This is a genomic window from Marimonas arenosa (genome assembly GCF_030848945.1).
Taxonomy (GTDB): Bacteria; Pseudomonadota; Alphaproteobacteria; order Rhodobacterales; family Rhodobacteraceae; genus Marimonas; species Marimonas arenosa.
Genome location: NZ_JANHAX010000004.1, coordinates 310,377 through 327,614, shown reverse-complemented (window position 1 = coordinate 327,614; position 17,238 = coordinate 310,377). Strand labels below are relative to the sequence as shown.

The window sequence follows — 17,238 nt, the reverse complement described above, 5'->3', positions numbered from 1 at the left end:
CGCCATGCGCACCCGGCCTGACAAACTGACCGAACTCGCCTTGCCAGGCGGCAAGGTCACGGTCGATGAATATGGCTATCTCACCGACCCGTTCCTGTGGTCACCCGCCTTCGCCGAGATCACCGCCGCGGCCGAGGGCATCACGCTGACCAGGCGTCACTATGAGGTGATCGACTTCATCCGCGCCGAGCGTGACGAACATGGCATCACCCCCGACCAGCGCCACGTTCTGCGCTTCCTCGGCCACGGCCGCGGCCTGACCAAGTCACAGGCCAAGGACGCGCTCTACGCGCTGTTTCCCCAAGGCTATGTCAAGCAGGCCTGCAAGATCGCCGGCATGAAACAGCCCCGCGCCTGGTCGACCGGCTGACCGTCACCGTCGCGTCGCCGCGACCTGCCGTTCTTTCTTGGCAAAAATACTCAAATTCCACCGATGGGCCCGCGCGGCATGTCCGGGTCCGCGAAACAAGCCGCCGCAGGGCGCGGGGCGGGTGGGTGGGCGCGCTCTGCGGCGGCGGCCTGACGCTGCGTCGCATCTCTCCACGTCAGGCTTTACGCAAACCCCAGCCGTGCCTTTGCTGTCTACATGAAAGAGACCCTTGCCATCCCCGCCGGCCCGGGCCGGTTGACCGCCACGCTCTACCCGGCCCCCGCGCCGCGCGCCGCGGCCGTGCTCAACCCGGCCACCGGCGTAGCGCAGGTATACTACCGCGCCTTCGCCCGCTGGCTGGCCGAAGCGCGCGGCGTCACCTGTCTAACCTACGACTACCGTGGTTTCGGCGCCTCGGCCGAGGGACCGGCCCGGATGGTGCCGCTGCAGATGGCCGACTGGGGCATCACCGATCAGCAGGCGGCCCGCGACTGGCTGGCGGCGCGGTGCCCCGATCTACCGCTCTGGGTGATCGGCCATTCGCTCGGAGGCTTCATGCTGGGCTACCAGACCGGGCTTGCCGACATTGCCCGGGTCATCGCCGTCGCCTCGGGGCCGGTGCATGTTCGCGACCATCCCTGGCCCTACCAGGCCATGGCCCGACTGTTCTGGTTCGGCCTCGGCCCCGCCCTCGTGGCCACGACCGGCTATCTGCCCGCCCGACTCTCGGGTCTCGGCGCCGACCTGCCCGGCCCGGTGTTCCGGCAGTGGAAACGCTGGTGCACGCGGCAAGGATTTCACCGCGCCGACACCACCCTGCCGCCCTGGGGCGCCACCCGTCTCACCGCCCCGCTGCGAACCGTGGCGCTGGCCGACGACGTGATGATCCCGCCGCATGTGGTCGAGCGCCTTGGCCGGCTCTATACCGCAGCGCCGCAGACCCACGTCACGCTCGCCGCCGCCGCCTTTCGCCTCGGCTCTGTCGGTCACCTCGCGGCCTTCGCCCGGCGCAACGCGGCCCTCTGGCCCGCGATCCTGGGCGACTGAGCCCGGGATTTGCCTTTGCGCCGGTTTTACCGCAGGCTTTTCCGGCGCAACACAGACCGGGGAACACCGCCATGCCTGCCGACGACCCGGGCGTCACGCCCGCCAGCCCGCAAGACATCCATGCCTGGTTCGCCGCTGGCGACATCGTGCTCGTCGACGTGCGCGAGCCGTCGGAATACGAGGTCGAACACATCGCCGGCGCCCTGCTGCTGCCGCTGTCCAGCTTCGAGGCCGACCTGTTTCCCAGCCTGCCCGGCAAGCGGCTGGTGCTGCACTGCGCCGTCGGTAAACGCTCGGAAGCCGCCGGCAAGATGCTGCTCAAGGAAGGCTATGACGCGGTCGTCCACATGACCGGCGGCATGGAGGCCTGGAAGGCCGCCGGCTTGCCGACCGAGGTCCAGCTCAAGGCCCCGGGCGAAGAGAAGGCACCCGAACCGGTCTTGCTCTGCCCGGCCCCGGGCAAGGTTCTGCGCGAGGAATATCTCGAACCGCTGGGGATCGCACCGGCCCAGCTCGCCGCCGCCACCGGCATGCTCGAAGGCCGGCTCAAGGGACTGATCGCGGGCGACGAGAAGATGACCGTGGAGATGTCGATGCGGCTGGCGCGCTATTTCTCGACCGCCGCCGATTTCTGGATCCGCCTGCAGGTCGAGCACGACATGGAACGCGCCCGCCATGCGATTGGTGAAGATATCCGCCGCTCAATCACGCCGCGCACCCAGGCGGGCTGACCGCACCACTGTTCGATCTCGGACCGTTCCATCCCGGCACGCCCTGCAAACCCGGCGATCAACGTGGCAAACTCTGATTGTCACCTGTCGATTTTTCTTTTCGGTTGACGCCGGTTGCGCGCAGCCTGTCGTCGTTTTCCTCAGCTGGCCGGGCCGGATTGCCGAACTCGAAAAACGGCTTGCCGCTCTGGTCGCAGAACAGGGCGGCTGATCCGGCAACCCTAGCCCATTACGCCCCGCCGGATCAGGTTCAGCCCGGCGAGGATCAGCACCACCATCGTCGCCCGCTGAAACAGGTGCTGCGGCGTGCGGTCCTGCAATTTGAGCCCGATCCACATCCCGATCAGCGATGGCGGCAGGGTGAAAAGCGCGAAGGGCAGCGTCTCCCAACGCAGCACGCCCGAGCCCAGATGCGCCAGCGTCAGCACCACCGAGCCCAGCGCGTAAAGCACGCCCTGGACCCGGATCTGGTCCAGCTTCGGCGTCTCCAGCGCCACCAGCAGCAGCACCGTCGGCGGCCCCCAGGTGCCCGAAAACCCGCCCATCGCGCCGGCAATCCCGCCAACGACCAGTTGCGCCCGCAACCGTTGCGCCTCACTCAGTCTCGGCCGCCAGCCGACGAGTTGCACCAGGGTGAACAGCGTCACCGGCACCCCGATCAGGATGAACATCACCGTGGGCGGGATGACCCGTACCATTTGCGCCGACAGCACCAGCATCACGCCGCCCACCGCGATGAACGGCAGAAACGCCCTGAGCGAGCCCAGCGCCGCCCCCACCCCCTGCCGGAACCCCTGCCAAAGATTGGAGATCAGCGTCGGCAGCAACAGCCCCGCAAGCGCCAGTTCCGGGTCGATCAGGCTGCCCATGCCGGAAATCAGAATCAGCGGCATGGCAAAGCCGACCAGCCCCTTCACCACGCCGGCAAACAGCGCGATGGCGAAACAGATCGCCAGCGTGTCCGGCGGAAGCAGAGAAAGCAGCGCGTCCATGTCTCTTCTTATCACCCCAGTTCACGCCGCACCGCAAAATTTTCCGCGCAAGAAATGAACAAAAACATAGCAAATATAGGTATATTTGTTGCGCTGCACCTGCAAAATAACTAAACCACCCGGGACTCAGGATCCACAAGCTTCAAAGGGGCTGATTCATGGCCAAGGATATGCAGGGGGCACCCATGACCGATATCGTTCTTCCCGATCTTCTTACCCTCACCGCCGCCGCCGTGCCCGCGGCCGAAGCCGTGTTCGACGCCGCACTGGCCCGCCTGCGCGATACGGTGACCGAGGACGGTCGCGTCTCGGCCCGGCTGATCGAGGCCAACCAGACCGCCGCCCATGGCGTTGCCTGGCTCGCCACCTACGTCGAATCCCTGCGTCAGATGCAGAACTGGGCCAGCCGCGTCGCCGAACAGGGCAAGTTCGGAGAGGTCGAGCAGCTGATCCACCAGATCGCCTTCGGCGAATACCTGCACCACATCGCCGGCGGCATCCCGATGAGCCAGGGCGAGATTCTGCACCTGCAGGAGCTGGGCCTCGGCTGGGACGCGCTCTCGGGCTTCCAATGCCAGGAAGTGCAGACCCTGATGGCCCGCGGCAACACGCAAGCCGCCCGCATTCGCCTGGTCGAGCTGATGCAGGAACGCGCCGCCGAGATCACTGTCGGCGTCACCGGGCTCGATGACGAACTGGAAATGATCCGTGAACAGTTCCGCCGCTATGCCGTCGAAAAGGTCGAACCCTTCGCCCATGACTGGCACCTCAAGGACGAGCTGATCCCGATGGAGGTGATCGAGGAACTTGCCGAAATGGGCGTCTTCGGCCTCACCATCCCCGAGGAATACGGCGGCTTCGGCCTGACGAAAGCCGCGATGGTCGTAGTCTCCGAGGAACTTTCCCGCGGCTATATCGGCGTCGGCTCGCTCGGCACCCGCTCGGAAATTGCCGCCGAACTGATCGAAGGCGGCGGCACCGACGAGCAGAAGGCCCACTGGCTGCCCAAGATCGCCAGCGCCGAGATCCTGCCCACGGCCGTCTTCACCGAACCCAACACCGGCTCGGACCTCGGCTCCTTACGCACCCGCGCCATCAAGGACGACAATGGCGACTACCGCGTCACCGGCAACAAGACCTGGATCACCCACGCCGCCCGCACCCATGTGATGACCCTGCTGGCGCGCACCGATCCCGACACCACCGATCACCGCGGATTGTCCATGTTCCTGGCCGAAAAGACGCCCGGCACCGACGACAACCCCTTCCCCACCGACGGCATGTCGGGCGGTGAGATCGAGGTGCTGGGCTATCGCGGCATGAAGGAATACGAACTGGGCTTCGACAATTTCCATGTTAAAGGCGAAAACCTCCTCGGCGGGGTCGAGGGCCAGGGCTTCAAGCAGCTGATGAAAACCTTTGAGGCCGCCCGCATCCAGACCGCCGCCCGCGCCATCGGCGTGGCGCAATCGGCGCTCGATCAGGGGCTGCAATACGCCCAGGACCGCAAGCAATTCGGCAAATCGCTGATCGAGTTTCCCCGCGTCGCGTCGAAACTCGCGATGATGGCGGTCGAAATCATGGTCGCTCGCCAGCTGACCTATTTCTCCGCCTGGGAAAAAGACCACGACCGCCGCTGCGATCTCGAGGCCGGCATGGCCAAGCTTCTGGGCGCCCGCGTGGCCTGGGCCGCGGCCGACAACGCCCTGCAGATCCACGGTGGCAACGGCTTCGCCCTGGAATACAGGATCTCCCGCATCCTGTGCGACGCCCGCATCCTCAACATTTTCGAAGGCGCCGCCGAGATCCAGGCCCAGGTGATCGCCCGCCGCCTGCTCGGCTGAGCGTGTGATCCAATTGAGCGCCTGCGGCGCACAGGTTTCGTGCAATCGGGGGCTCTGCCCCCAAGGTGCAAAATGCCCACGGCATTTTGCACCTCCCCCGGAGTATTTCAGCCAAGAAAGAGGTCCTTGTTTGCGGCTCTTTCTTGGTGAAAATACTCGATCCGAACCGATGAGACCCGCGCCGTCCCGCGGCGTGGGCGTCGCCGTGCCACCTGGCTGACTAAGAGCGCGCAGGCTCTCGGCAGGTTTTCAAAGAAAACCGCCTGCCGCCCAGCGGGAAGCGCACAATTGGATCAGGCCACGCTGAATTGTCCCATCATGCCGGCGTCCTCGTGTTCGAGGATGTGGCAATGGAACATGTAGGGCGCATGCGCCGGCGCCGGGTGGTTGAAGCGCATCAGCAACTCCGCCTCGCCATCGATCAGCACCGTATCCTTCCAGCCGCGATATTCCGGACGCGGCGGCTGGCCGTTCTCGCTCAGCACCCGGAACCGGGTGCCGTGCACGTGGAACGGATGCATCATCCGATCGGCCCGCACCCGCCACAGCTCGGTCTGGCCCTGCTTCGAGACATGATCCATCCGCTCCATTGCGAAACTCGCACCGTTGATCGCGAACCCGCCGTGCATGCCCATCCCCATGTCGAGGCTGAACGCGCGCGCGATGTCGTGAGCCTGGCCCGGTTCCGGGACATCGTCGCCGATCTTGTCCGGCAACCGGTCGATCCGCACCGGCAGGCCGGCGTCGGCTGTAAAGTCCAGCACCGTGAACCGGCCGCGGCCCTGCGACGCCCGCAGGCCCTGGCCGCCGGCCAGCATCGGCATGTTGGCAATCACGTCGCTGACCAGCGCATCGGTCTCGGCACCGGCGAAATCCACCAGCACCTCGGCCCGTTCGCCCGGCGACAGCAGCAGACTGTCCAGCGCCAGCGGCGTTGGCAGGTAGCCCCCCTCGGTCGCCACCAGATGCATCCCGCGCCCCGATCGCATCGTCAGGCGATAGATTCGCGCGTTCGAGGCATTCAGCAACCGCAACCGCACCACGCCCGGCGGCACCGCCGCCACCCCGTCGACCTGGCCGTTGACCACCATCCAGTCGCCGAGGTGGCCCACCATCCGGTCATGCATCGTCGGGCGATAGACCATGCGGCCGTCCTGATCAAAGCGCCGGTCCTGCAGCACCAGCATCAGGTCGTCGACACCGTAATCCGACGGCAATCCCCGGTCGCCGTCGCGCCCGTCCAAGATCTGCAGCACGCCAGCCAGCCCGGCATGGACCTGCGGCGCCGTCTGCCCGTGGATATGCGAATGATACCAGGCCGTCGCCGGCGGTTGCTCGACCGGCAGAACGGTGCGCCAGGTCGCGCCCGGCGCCACCGTCTGATGCGGCCCGCCATCGGCCTCGCCCGGCACTTCCAGGCCGTGCCAGTGCGACGTCACCGCGAAACCGGCGGCGTTTTCCACCGTGGCCTCGGTCTCGCCTGGGGCGATTCGCACCACCGGACCGAGATAACCCCGGTTGAAACCGGCCGTGTCGCTGGGGCTTTCGCCCAGGAAATCGTGCTGCCCCGCCGCCGCGCGCAGGCTGAATCGCCCCGCCGCCCGGGCATCGAGCAGCGGCGGCATCACCAGCCGCCGCGCAGCGCTCTGGGCGCGCGCCGGCACCGGCAAGGCCAGGGCTGTCGCCCCGGCCAGGAACGCGCGCCGCGACAATCTACTACGCATCAGGCCGGGCTCGCCTCGAACCCTGCCGCCTGGATCGCCGCCGCGATCTCGGCCGCGTCCAGCACGCTGTCGACCTCGACGATCTTGCTCTCCAGGTCGCAGCTCACCTCGGCGCCTTCGTCGGCATCGTGGATCTTGTCTTCGATCGACGCGGTACAGTGCCCGCAGCTCATGTTCGGTACGGTGAATTTCATCGCTCGTCACTCCTGTCAGGTTTTCCGGTTATCTGGGTCCTTCCAGTGGGGGAAGGTCAAGAGCGCCGTCGCCCCTTGACCTTCCAGTGACTGGAACATCTATATGGTAATCACAGCATTGCGAAAGGCCAGCCCCATGACCGCCCTGCACGATCTGAAACTCTCCATTGACGGCATGTCCTGCGCCGCCTGCGTCGGTCGCGCGTCGAAAGCGCTGCAAGACGTTGATGGCGTGTCCGACGTGGCCGTCAACCTCGCCAGTGAATCCGCCACGCTGCACTATACCGCCCCCGCTGATCCCGGCGCCATCGCCGCGGCGCTCGACCGCGCAGGTTACCCGGCCCGGCGGGCGAAAGTCGTGCTCGATATCGAGGGCATGTCCTGCGCCTCCTGCGTCGGTCGCGTCGACCTTGCCATCGCCGCGCTCGACGGCGTGACGGATGTCAACGTCAACCTCGCCTCGGAAACCGCCACCGTCACCTATCTCGAGGGCATGGTGACGCCCTCCGACCTGATCGCAGCCGCCGCCTCGGTCGGCTACCCGGCGACGGTGCGCGAGGCTTCCGCAACCGTCGACATCAGCGCCCGCAAGGAGGCCGAGGCGGCGGAGCTGAAACGCGAGGTGCTGATCGCCTCCGCGCTCACCCTGCCGGTCTTCGTGGTGGAAATGGGCGGACACCTGATCCCACCCTTTCACCATTGGATCATGGCCACCATCGGCCAGCAGACCTCGTGGGTGGCGCAGTTCCTGCTGACCACCCTTGTGCTGATCTTCCCCGGCCGCCGCTTCTATACCAAGGGCATCCCGGCGCTGCTGCACGGCGCGCCCGACATGAACAGCCTCGTCGCCGTCGGCACCCTGGCTGCGTATCTCTTCTCCACCGTCGCCACCTTCGCGCCCGGGCTGTTGCCCGAGGGCACCCGCGCCGTCTATTTCGAGGCCGCGGCGGTGATCGTCACCCTGATCCTCGTCGGCCGCTTCCTCGAGGCCCGCGCCAAGGGCCGCACCGGCGCGGCGATCGCCAGGCTGATGCAGCTCGCGCCCAAGACGGCCCTCGTCCTGCGAGACGGGCAGGAAATCGAAATCGAAGCCAGCGCGGTGCGGACCGGCGACACCGTGATCCTCCGCCCCGGCGCCCGCATCCCGGTCGACGGCACCGTGACCGAGGGCAGCACTCATGTCGACGAATCGATGATCACCGGCGAGCCGATCCCGGTCGACAAGCAGCCCGGCGATGCCGTCACCGGCGGCACGGTCATCGGCACGGGCAGCCTCCGGATCGAGGCCACCGCCGTGGGCAGCGCCACCACGCTGGCGCAGATCGTCCGCATGGTCGAAGACGCGCAGGGCGCGAAGCTCTCGATCCAGGGGCTCGTCGACCGCATCACGCTGTGGTTCGTCCCGGTGGTGATGGGGCTCGCCGCGTTGACAACCCTCGTCTGGCTCGTCTTCGGCCCGGCCCCGGCGCTCTCGCACGCGCTGGTCGCCGGCGTCGCGGTGCTGATCATCGCCTGCCCCTGCGCCATGGGGTTGGCGACGCCGACCTCGATCATGGTCGGCACCGGCCGGGCCGCCGAAATGGGCGTGCTGTTCCGCAAGGGCGACGCGCTGCAGGCGCTGCAAGGCGCACAGGTGGTCGCCTTCGACAAGACCGGCACGCTGACGATGGGCAAACCACAGCTCACCGATCTGGTCCTTGCCGAGGGCCAGGACCGCGCCACCGTGCTCCGCCTGGTCGGTGCCGTCGAAGCCCAATCCGAACACCCGATCGCCCGCGCCATCGAGGCCGCCGCGAAAGACGAACTCGGCTCCCTGCCCGCCGCCAGGGACTTCCGCTCGCAAACCGGCTTCGGGGTCCGCGCTGCGGTCGAAGGCCGCGCGGTGCTGATCGGTGCAGCCCGCCTGATGGCGCGTGAGAACATCGCCCTGGGATCCCTCGAACAGGCCGCGGCCGCCATGGCGGCTCAGGGAAAAACCCCGCTCTTCGCCGCCATCGACGGGCAGATCGCTGCCGCCCTGGCCGTGGCCGACCCCCTGAAACCGACGACGAAAGCCGCCATCGCTGCCCTGCACGACATGGGACTGAAAACCGCCATGTTCACCGGCGACGCCCAGGTCACCGCCCGGGCAATCGCGGCGCAGGCCGGCATCGATCACGTCGAGGCCGAACTGTTGCCCCGCGCCAAGGTCAAGGCACTCGAAGCCCTGCGCCAGGACGGCGCCAGGCTTGCTTTCGTCGGTGACGGTATCAACGACGCGCCGGCGCTCGCCTCGGCCGATATCGGCATCGCCATCGGTACCGGCACCGATGTTGCGGTCGAGGCGGCGGATGTGGTGCTGATGCGCGGCGATCTCGCCGGTGTGGTCAACGCTTTCACCATCTCCCGCGCCACGATGCGCAATATCCGCCAGAACCTGTTCTGGGCCTTCGCCTACAACACCGCCCTGATCCCGGTTGCCGCCGGTCTGTTCTACCCGGCCTTCGGCGTGCAGCTTTCGCCGATGCTCGGCGCCGCGGCCATGGCGCTCAGCTCGGTTTTCGTCGTCTCCAACGCGCTGCGGCTGCGCCGCATATCCCCACAGATGCAGGAAGGATAACCCATGAATATCGGTGAAGTCTCCCGCGCCTCCGGTCTGCCTGCCAAGACCATCCGCTACTACGAGGACATCGGTCTTGTCACCCCGCAACGCGCCGCCAACGGCTACCGCACGTTCCGCGACAGCGACCTGCACAAGCTTTCCTTCCTCGGCCGCGCCCGCTCCCTCGGGTTCTCGATCGAGGACTGCCGCACGCTGCTGGCACTCTACGAGGACCGCGGCCGCGCCTCGGCCGACGTCAAACTGGTGGCGCAGAAACACCTCGCCGGCATCGAGCAGAAGATCGCCGAGTTGCAGCAAATGCACGCAACGCTGTCGCATCTCGTCCACGCTTGCGCTGGCGACAACCGTCCCGACTGCCCGATCCTCGCCGATCTCGCCGCACCCGCCACGGCAAAAGCCTGATCCGCCCCTTCATCTGACCCCAAATATCCCGGGGAGCGCGAGGGGCTGGCCCCTCGCCCCGCCTTGCCACCTGCACGCCGCTCGACTATCCCGCTCCCCGGGTGACGCCTGAAAGGGCAGGACATGCGCGAAACCACCGATCTGCTGATCATCGGCGGCGGCATCAACGGCTGCGGCATCGCCCGCGACGCCGCCGGCCGCGGCCTGTCGGTGACGCTGTGCGAGATGGGCGATCTCGGCCAGGCCACCTCGTCGGCCTCGACCAAGCTGTTTCACGGCGGGTTGCGCTATCTCGAGTATTTCGAGTTCCGCCTGGTGCGCGAGGCGCTCAAGGAACGCGAGGTGCTGCTCCGGGCCATGCCGCACATCGCCTGGCCGATGCGCTTCGTGCTGCCGCTCTCGCCCGACATGCGGTTCGAGGCCGGCACCCCGACCTCGCGGCTGCTTGGTATCTTCATGCCCTGGCTGAACGGCCGGCGCCCGGCCTGGCTCATCCGCCTCGGACTCTTCCTCTACGATCACATGGGCGCCCGCCGGATCCTGCCCGGCACCACTGAGCTTGACCTGCGCACCGCCTCGGAAGGCGCGCCGCTCAAAGACAGCCTCACCCGCGCCTACGAATACTCCGACGTCTGGGTCCAGGATTCCCGCCTCGTGGTGCTCAATGCCCGCGATGCAGCCGAGCGCGGTGCCACGGTCCTGCCGCGCTCGAAAGTCATCCGCGCCACCTCCGACCGGGACGGGTGGCGCGTGACCGTCGACGAAAACGGCGCCGAACGCACCATCCGCGCCCGCGCCCTGGTCAATGCCGCCGGCCCCTGGGTCGGCGACGTGCTGTCGGGCACGCTCAAGCTCAACACCCCCGACCGCGTCCGCCTGGTGCGCGGCTCGCATATCGTCACGCACAAACTCTACGATCACGACAAGTGCTACTTCTTCCAGGGCAGCGATGGCCGCATCATCTTCGCCATCCCCTACGAGCAGGACTTCACCCTGATCGGCACCACCGAGGACGAACACGGCTCAGCCGACACGCCGCCGCGCTGCACCCAGGCCGAGGCCGATTACCTGCGTGCCTTCGCCGGGCAGTATTTCAAGTGCCAGATCGCGGCCGAAGACATTGTCTGGACCTATTCCGGGGTCCGGCCTCTCTATGACGACGGGGCGAGTTCGGCCACCGCCGCCACCCGAGATTACGTGCTGAAACTCGACCAGAGCGCCGGGGCCCCGGTGCTCAACGTCTTCGGCGGCAAGATCACCACCTACCGCCGCCTGGCCGAAACCGCCCTGGCCAAACTGGCCCCGGTTTTCCCCAACCTGCCCGGCGACTGGACCGCCGGCGTGGCGCTGCCCGGCGGCGATTTCCCGGTCGAAGGCGCGGCCGACCTCGTGGCCGGTTTCCGCGCCGCCCAGCCCTGGGCCGACGCCGCCACCGCCACCCGCCTGATCCGCGCCTACGGCACCGAGGCGATGACGATCTTCCAGAGCGGCCCCGGTCAGGATTTCGGCCACGGCCTCCGCGCCGCCGAAGTTGACTGGCTGATCGCCAAGGAGTGGGTGCGCGACACCGACGACCTGCTGTGGCGCCGCACCAGGCTGGGCCTGCATTTCAGCGACGAAGAAACCGCCCGCCTGGCAAGCTACCTGGAAGCGCATCCAGACACCTGATCGAAATTGCCGGACATCGGTATGAGGACCTCCCCGGAGCGGCCGGTTCTGGCCTGGAGCGGACGTTCGAGCTGAGCGCCCTGCGCGGAATCAAGGGCGTCAGCCCGCCGCGCATCGCCGGGCCGCCCCCGGGCCCGGCGATTTGGTGACGCTGACGCAACCAGTTGAGGTCATTCGGATTTGTCTTGATAAAGTGCTTCGAACAAACCTTGGATCGCTGGACCGCGGCCCAACGATGCGCGGCTCAGCGATTAAGGGACCAATGCCCGCCCCAGGCCAAACCACTCCATTCGCGGTCGGAGGCCGCCCTTCACGGCACACTTCACGCCGCCTCTCACCCCAGAACCGAAAAGCTCGACTCGGCGTTGATTTCCCGCTTGCGCGAATAGAATCCGACGTCGATCTCGCGCCCGATATAGGGCAGCGTGAATTGCAGCGGCTTGGCGTCGTGATCCGCCCCGCCCTCGCAATACGCCACCAGCGCGGCCATCATCCGCCCGGCAATCGGCGCGTTCTTGTACTGGTTGCCGCTGGTGCCGCAGGCCATGTAGAACCCGCCCAGGCTCGACTTGTCATAGATCGGAATCCAGTCGGTCGAGGCGTCGTAAAGCTCGACCACACCCCGCGTCCGGTTCGGGATGCCGAGCGACGGCACCCGCTGGGCATAGCGCATCGCCTGGGTGGTCCACTGGTCGGTGAAATCGCGGTTGAACCCGGTGTCACTCTCCACCCACTGGTGGGTGTCGCATTCGGGGTCTTCGCTGCCCACCAGGATGTGGTTGCCCTGCTCCGGGCGGCAATAGCAGGCGATGTCGCTGTCGCTGACGATAGTGCCGTCGCGCTCGAAGTCGAACCCCTCGGGGCTCGGCACATGCACCACCTCCTGCCGCAAGGGTCGGGTCTCGATCGTCATGTCGCCGGTCACCCCGGCCATCTCGTTCACGGTACGCGAGCCGGGCCCGGCAACATTGATCACCACCGGCGCGTTAATCTCCTCGCCGCCCTTCAGCCGCACGCCTTTCACGCGGCCACCCGCCTGCAGCACCGCCTCGACCTCGACCCCCAGCCGGAACTCGGCCCCCGCCGCGCGCGCCGCGTCGGCCAGGTTCTGCGCCGACAGGGCCGGGTCGTTGACATAGCCGCCATTGGGCCAGAACACCGCCCCCTCGAGCCGCCCGCCGGTGGGCTCGCCGAACCCCGGCTGATCCATCCGCTTTGCTGGCGCATACCGTTCCAGCGCATAGACCGGCAGCTTCGCCCGGATCGCCGCTGCATCCCACTCCTCGAACGGAATGCCCAAAGCGCGCGAGGTTTCGATATGCCGGGCCATGAAATCATTGGCCTGCGTTTTCATCACCAGGCAGCCACATTCGCGGAACTCGGCCAGCGGCGTGCCGTCGGGCAGGCCCAGGTAATCGGCCCAGTCGCGCCAGTAATGATAGCCCTCCCAGGCAAAGGCAGTGCCTTCGAGCGTGGAATAGTGCATCCGGATGATGGCGCAGGACCCCGCGGTCGAACCGTGGCCCGCGGCCCTGTGCCGGTCGAGGTTCAGCGTCTTCCATCCCTTGCGCGCCATTTCCAGCGCCACGGCGGCGCCGATCACGCCTGCGCCGATGATGATTGCGTCCGGTTTCGTCATGGTCATCTCCATTGGTCGCAGCCACTATCTGCAAAGATTCGCGGTTGTTGCAACCGGTCGGTGTCTCGGCAGCGCCGCGGAATTTCGGGTTTTCGGCGCAATGCGCCCCGGTCGTAGGTCAGACCTCAAAGCGGCCAGAACACCGGGAGGAATATCAGCAGCAGCGTCAGACAGATGACCGTCAGCGGCAGACCGGCCCGGACGAAATCCCTGAAATGATAGCGACCGGGGCCATAGACCAGCAGGCACGCGGGTTCGAGCGGCGTGATGAAGGAGAGCGATGCCGAAAGCGTGACCAGAATGACCAGCGCGCGCGCGTCCACCCCCAGCGTTTCGGCCGACGCGGCGGCCACCGGTATCACCGTCAATGCGGCCGCCGCGTTCGACATCGGCTGGGTGAGCAGGACAGTGAGCAGCGCGAACGCCGCCATCGACACGGTGACCCCGAACGGCAAGGTTACCCCAACGATCAGCTCGGCCAGGAACATGGCGGCGCCGGTTTCGATCATGGCGCCCCCGAAACTGGTCAGTCCGGCGATCAGAACAAGAAGTCGCCACTCGATGAAACGATAGGCTTCCTCCATGGTGACAAACCGCGCCATGACAAGCGCGATCGCCGCCGAAAGCAACGTGATCGACAGCGGGAGAACGCCCCATGCCCCTAGCATGACGGCGGTGAGCACGGTTCCGACGGTGATCGCGCCCTGCCGGTGCGTGAGAACCCTGCTCTCGACTTCCAGCAGGCCCCACAGGTTCCGGTTTCCCCTCAGGCTCTCCAGGTCCTGCTGCGCGCCTTGGACCAAAAGGACATCGCCGACCTGAAGACGCATGTTCTCGATTTTCGCCGGCCGGGCGTGACCGGGGCGATGAATCGCCACGACCCTGACGCCGTATCTGCGGTGGAAATCAAGCTGCTTGAGGGTCCGGCCAACCAAGTTGGATTGCGCCAACAAGACCGCCTCGGCCATGGCGATTTCGTCGTGCTCGACATCCCGGTCTGAAAAATGCTGGCTGGCATCTATCGCCAGCCCGAGATCGGCCTCGGCGCGGAGCAGGCTTTCGCGCGGCGCCCTGACGATCAGAAGATCGCCCCCGGCCAACTTGCGCCGGTGATGCGGATTCAGGCGTTTGCCGGCCCGGACAACGGACAGCGCGGTGACGCCGATCGTGCCAAGCTTGAGCGCGCCGATGGCACGGCCCTCGGCGCGCGATCCTTCCGGCACCACCAGCGCCGAAAGATACGCCTGCGCCCCGATTTCCTCACCAGGCTCGACCGGCGCGTGGGCCGGTGTCAGGCGGTTGCTGAAGAACACCAGCCAGACGATGCCGGACGTCGCCATCAGCAGGCCAATGCCCAGGAATTCGAACATCGAGAACGGCTGCAACCCCAGCTGCGCCGCCATGGCGCTGCCGGCGATGTTGGTCGAGGTCCCGATCAGCGTACATGCGCCACCCAGAATCGACGCGTATGCCACCGGCATGAGAAACCTGCTTGGGCTGGCCTCGGCGTCGCGTGCGATCCGAAGCACCGCCGGCATCAGCATCGCGGTTGCGACGGTGTTGCTCAGAAAGGCCGAGGTCGCGGCCGTGATGGTCAGCAAGATGCCCTTGGCCCGCGTTTCCGTCCGTCCTCCGTATCTTCGGATGCTGTCGCTGAGCCAGTCCATCACGCCGGATTTCAACATTGCGCTGGACAGAACGAAGACCGAGGCGAGGATGATCACCATTTCGTTGGCAAAGCCTGAAAACGCCTCGGCCGGGGTCAGAATGCCCGAAACCACAAGCGCGACGAGCAGGGACAGGGTAATGATGTCGACCGGCAACCACTCCATCGCGAAGAACACGATCGCCAGCGCGAGAAGGGCCAGAACTATGATGATTTCGACGGTCATGTTGTTCCCGGCCAATCGCACCCGGCCCGAATTCCCGCCAGACCCGCCGGGCAGGTCTGCCTTGCCACTGGCTGCTGTCCAGGTGGCTCAGATCAGCTCCCACGGCCGCGTGAACGCCCCCAGCACCTTGCCGATTTCGGCCTCGCTGGCGCCTTCGGGCCGCACATGCGCCACCAGCCCACGCTTCTTGTCGTCGATCACACTGGTCACCCGCGCCGGGCAGCCTGCCTCTTGCAGCGTCGCGTTGTAGACCCGGGTGATCGCCATCTTGCGCAGGTCGGGCTTGAACACCTTGCCCACCGCGGTTTTCGGCAATTCGCCCAGAACCTCGACATGTTTCGGGTAGGCCGCACGCTCGTGGATGTGCACCTTGGCATGCTCCATGAGGTCCTCGGGCGTGGCGCTGCCGCCTTCGACCAGCTCGACATAGGCGCAGGGCACCTCGCCGGCATGGGCGTCGGGCTGGCCGATCGCCCCGGCAAAGGCCACGTCCTTGTGCGCCAGGAGCGCATCCTCGATTTCGGCCGGATCGATGTTGTGGCCGCCACGGATAATCAGGTCCTTGGCACGGCCGGTAATCCAGATATAGCCGTCGGCATCGATCCGCCCCAGATCACCGGTGCGCAGATACATGTTGTTGCCGAGCGTGTGATACAGATCACGGTTCTTGGCCTCTTCGGTATAGGTGTTGCCCTGCAGCACGCCGGGGTTGAAGACGCAGATCTCGCCGACCACGTCGGTGGCGCATTCCGCCGGCTCGCCGTTTTCGCCCGCGTGCATGATCCGCACGTCGGTATAGGGGAACGGGATGCCGACCGAGCCCACCTTCTTCTCGCCGTCAATCGGGTTGCAGCTCACCAGCACCGTCGCCTCAGTCAGCCCATAGCCCTCGATGATGTTGATGCCCGTAGACCCGGTAAACCGGTTGAACAGCTCCAGCGGCATCGGCGCCGAACCGGAAAAGGCGTTCTTCACCGTGCTGAGATCGGCGTCCACCGGCTTCTGCATCAGCGCGCTCACCGCCGTGGGCACGGTGATTATGAAGGTCGTCTTCCAGCGCTCGCACAGCTTCCAGAAATTGTCGAACACCCCCTCGCCGCGATAGCCCGCCGGCGTCGGGAACACCACATGCGCGCCCGACTTGATCATCGCCACAAGGATCACGTGGCAGGCGAACACGTGGAACAGCGGCAGCGGGCACATCACGCTGTCGTTTTCGGTGTAAAGCAACTCGTGCCCGATCCAGCCCTGATAAATGATGCCTGAATTCTTGTGTTGCGCCACTTTCGGCATGCCGGTGGTGCCGCCGGTGTGGAAATAGGCCGCCACCCGGTCTTCCTTGACGTCCTCGAAGGACAGCGTTTTTGGCTGCTTGGCGATCTCGGCATTGAAACGCAGCACGTCGGCATGGTGATCCTTCTCCACCTTCGGGCGGATGAACGGCACGATCCAGCTTTTCGGCGGGGTCAGATAGCGGTTCAGATCCACCGTCACGATGGTGTTGACGCCCGGGGCGTGCTGCACCGCCTCGGCTGTCTTCTGCGCGATGTCGGTTTTCGGGAAGGCATGCAGCGTCACCACCACCTTGGCCTTGGTCTCGCGCAAGATGGCGCCGATCTGCTCGGGCTCCAAGAGCGGGTTGATCGGGTTGGCGATCCCCGCCACCATCGCGCCGATCAGCGCAATCGCGGTTTCGGTGGTGTTCGGCATCACCAGCGCCACCACGTCATCCTTCTCGACCTTGAGCGAGCGGAACAGGTTGGCCGCCTGGCAGACCTTGTCGTGGAACTCCTGCCAGGTCAGCGTCTCGGCCTTGTCCTCGGGACCCGACAACAGCTGATAGGAAAGCGCCGGGCGGTTGCCGAATTTCTGCGCCGTGTTCGCCAGCATCTCGTAAACGGTCGTGGGCAGCTCGCGCTGATCCCACGGCATTTCATTGGTCAGATCGATGCTGTCCTGAAGGGTGGCAAATGTCATACTGGTTTCTCCCCGTGTGCCCCTGCCTTCGCGGGCGAGGCTTTTCTCCCTTAGCGAATATAGTTATCGCCTTTGCGCTGCCGCGCAAGAGCGGGGGCGCAGCGTCATCCGGGAAAACCGGTCTGGCTTGCGCGGCACCGCACGCCGCGTTAACCC

13 protein-coding genes are annotated in these 17,238 nt (G+C 66.3%); 7 read left to right on the top strand and 6 right to left on the bottom strand.

Going from position 1 to position 17,238, the window contains the following annotated elements:
- Window positions 1-4: 4 nt before the first annotated feature.
- From NO357_RS14860 to NO357_RS14850, 3 genes are all read left to right on the top strand, one after another.
- Window positions 5-370 (top strand): TusE/DsrC/DsvC family sulfur relay protein, encoded by a 366-nt coding sequence (locus tag NO357_RS14860; protein ID WP_306736483.1) that lies wholly within the window; start codon window positions 5-7, stop codon window positions 368-370.
- Window positions 371-586: 216 nt separating this feature from the next.
- Complete coding sequence (locus NO357_RS14855; protein WP_306736482.1) at window positions 587-1,417, top strand: alpha/beta hydrolase family protein; 831 nt, start codon at window positions 587-589, stop codon at window positions 1,415-1,417.
- A gap of 71 nt (window positions 1,418-1,488) precedes the next feature.
- Window positions 1,489-2,148: a HigA family addiction module antitoxin gene (locus tag NO357_RS14850; protein ID WP_306736481.1), complete on the top strand. Its 660-nt coding sequence runs from the start codon at window positions 1,489-1,491 to the stop codon at window positions 2,146-2,148.
- A 221-nt stretch (window positions 2,149-2,369) separates the two neighbouring features.
- Here NO357_RS14850 and NO357_RS14845 read toward each other — a convergent pair whose 3' ends face one another.
- Window positions 2,370-3,140, bottom strand: coding sequence for a sulfite exporter TauE/SafE family protein (locus NO357_RS14845; RefSeq protein WP_306736480.1), 771 nt, complete (start codon window positions 3,138-3,140; stop codon window positions 2,370-2,372).
- 158 nt (window positions 3,141-3,298) lie between these two features.
- On the opposite strand from NO357_RS14845, the gene NO357_RS14840 reads away from it, so the two are divergent.
- The gene (locus NO357_RS14840; RefSeq protein WP_376744394.1) at window positions 3,299-4,984 is read left to right on the top strand and encodes an acyl-CoA dehydrogenase family protein; all 1,686 of its coding nucleotides are present in this window, start codon (window positions 3,299-3,301) and stop codon (window positions 4,982-4,984) included.
- A gap of 293 nt (window positions 4,985-5,277) precedes the next feature.
- Here NO357_RS14840 and NO357_RS14835 read toward each other — a convergent pair whose 3' ends face one another.
- Both NO357_RS14835 and NO357_RS14830 read right to left on the bottom strand, forming a co-directional pair.
- Complete coding sequence (locus NO357_RS14835) at window positions 5,278-6,708, bottom strand: multicopper oxidase domain-containing protein (protein WP_306736478.1); 1,431 nt, start codon at window positions 6,706-6,708, stop codon at window positions 5,278-5,280.
- Window positions 6,708-6,902: a heavy-metal-associated domain-containing protein gene (locus NO357_RS14830; protein WP_306736477.1), complete on the bottom strand. Its 195-nt coding sequence runs from the start codon at window positions 6,900-6,902 to the stop codon at window positions 6,708-6,710. Before NO357_RS14830 ends, NO357_RS14835 begins: the two co-directional genes overlap by 1 nt.
- Window positions 6,903-7,038: 136 nt before the next feature.
- Between NO357_RS14830 and NO357_RS14825 the strand changes: the two genes are divergently transcribed.
- The 3 genes from NO357_RS14825 (at window position 7,039) to glpD (ending at window position 11,574) form a co-directional block, all read left to right on the top strand.
- Complete coding sequence (locus NO357_RS14825; RefSeq protein ID WP_306736476.1) at window positions 7,039-9,501, top strand: heavy metal translocating P-type ATPase; 2,463 nt, start codon at window positions 7,039-7,041, stop codon at window positions 9,499-9,501.
- Between the two features lie 3 nt (window positions 9,502-9,504).
- On the top strand, window positions 9,505-9,906 hold the full coding sequence (gene cueR, locus NO357_RS14820; protein WP_306736475.1) for a Cu(I)-responsive transcriptional regulator: 402 nt from the start codon (window positions 9,505-9,507) through the stop codon (window positions 9,904-9,906).
- Window positions 9,907-10,029: 123 nt separating this feature from the next.
- Window positions 10,030-11,574, top strand: coding sequence for a glycerol-3-phosphate dehydrogenase (gene glpD / locus NO357_RS14815; protein WP_306736474.1), 1,545 nt, complete (start codon window positions 10,030-10,032; stop codon window positions 11,572-11,574).
- Between the two features lie 334 nt (window positions 11,575-11,908).
- Here the strand turns inward: glpD and NO357_RS14810 are convergent, their stop codons facing one another.
- From NO357_RS14810 to NO357_RS14800, 3 genes are all read right to left on the bottom strand, one after another.
- Window positions 11,909-13,213, bottom strand: a complete 1,305-nt coding sequence (locus NO357_RS14810; RefSeq protein WP_306736473.1) for an NAD(P)/FAD-dependent oxidoreductase — start codon at window positions 13,211-13,213, stop codon at window positions 11,909-11,911.
- Between the two features lie 125 nt (window positions 13,214-13,338).
- Entirely contained in the window at window positions 13,339-15,105 is a 1,767-nt protein-coding gene (locus NO357_RS14805; RefSeq protein WP_306736472.1) for an SLC13 family permease, read from the bottom strand.
- Window positions 15,106-15,192: 87 nt separating this feature from the next.
- Window positions 15,193-17,082, bottom strand: coding sequence for an acyl-CoA synthetase (locus NO357_RS14800; protein WP_306736471.1), 1,890 nt, complete (start codon window positions 17,080-17,082; stop codon window positions 15,193-15,195).
- Window positions 17,083-17,238: the final 156 nt, after the last annotated feature.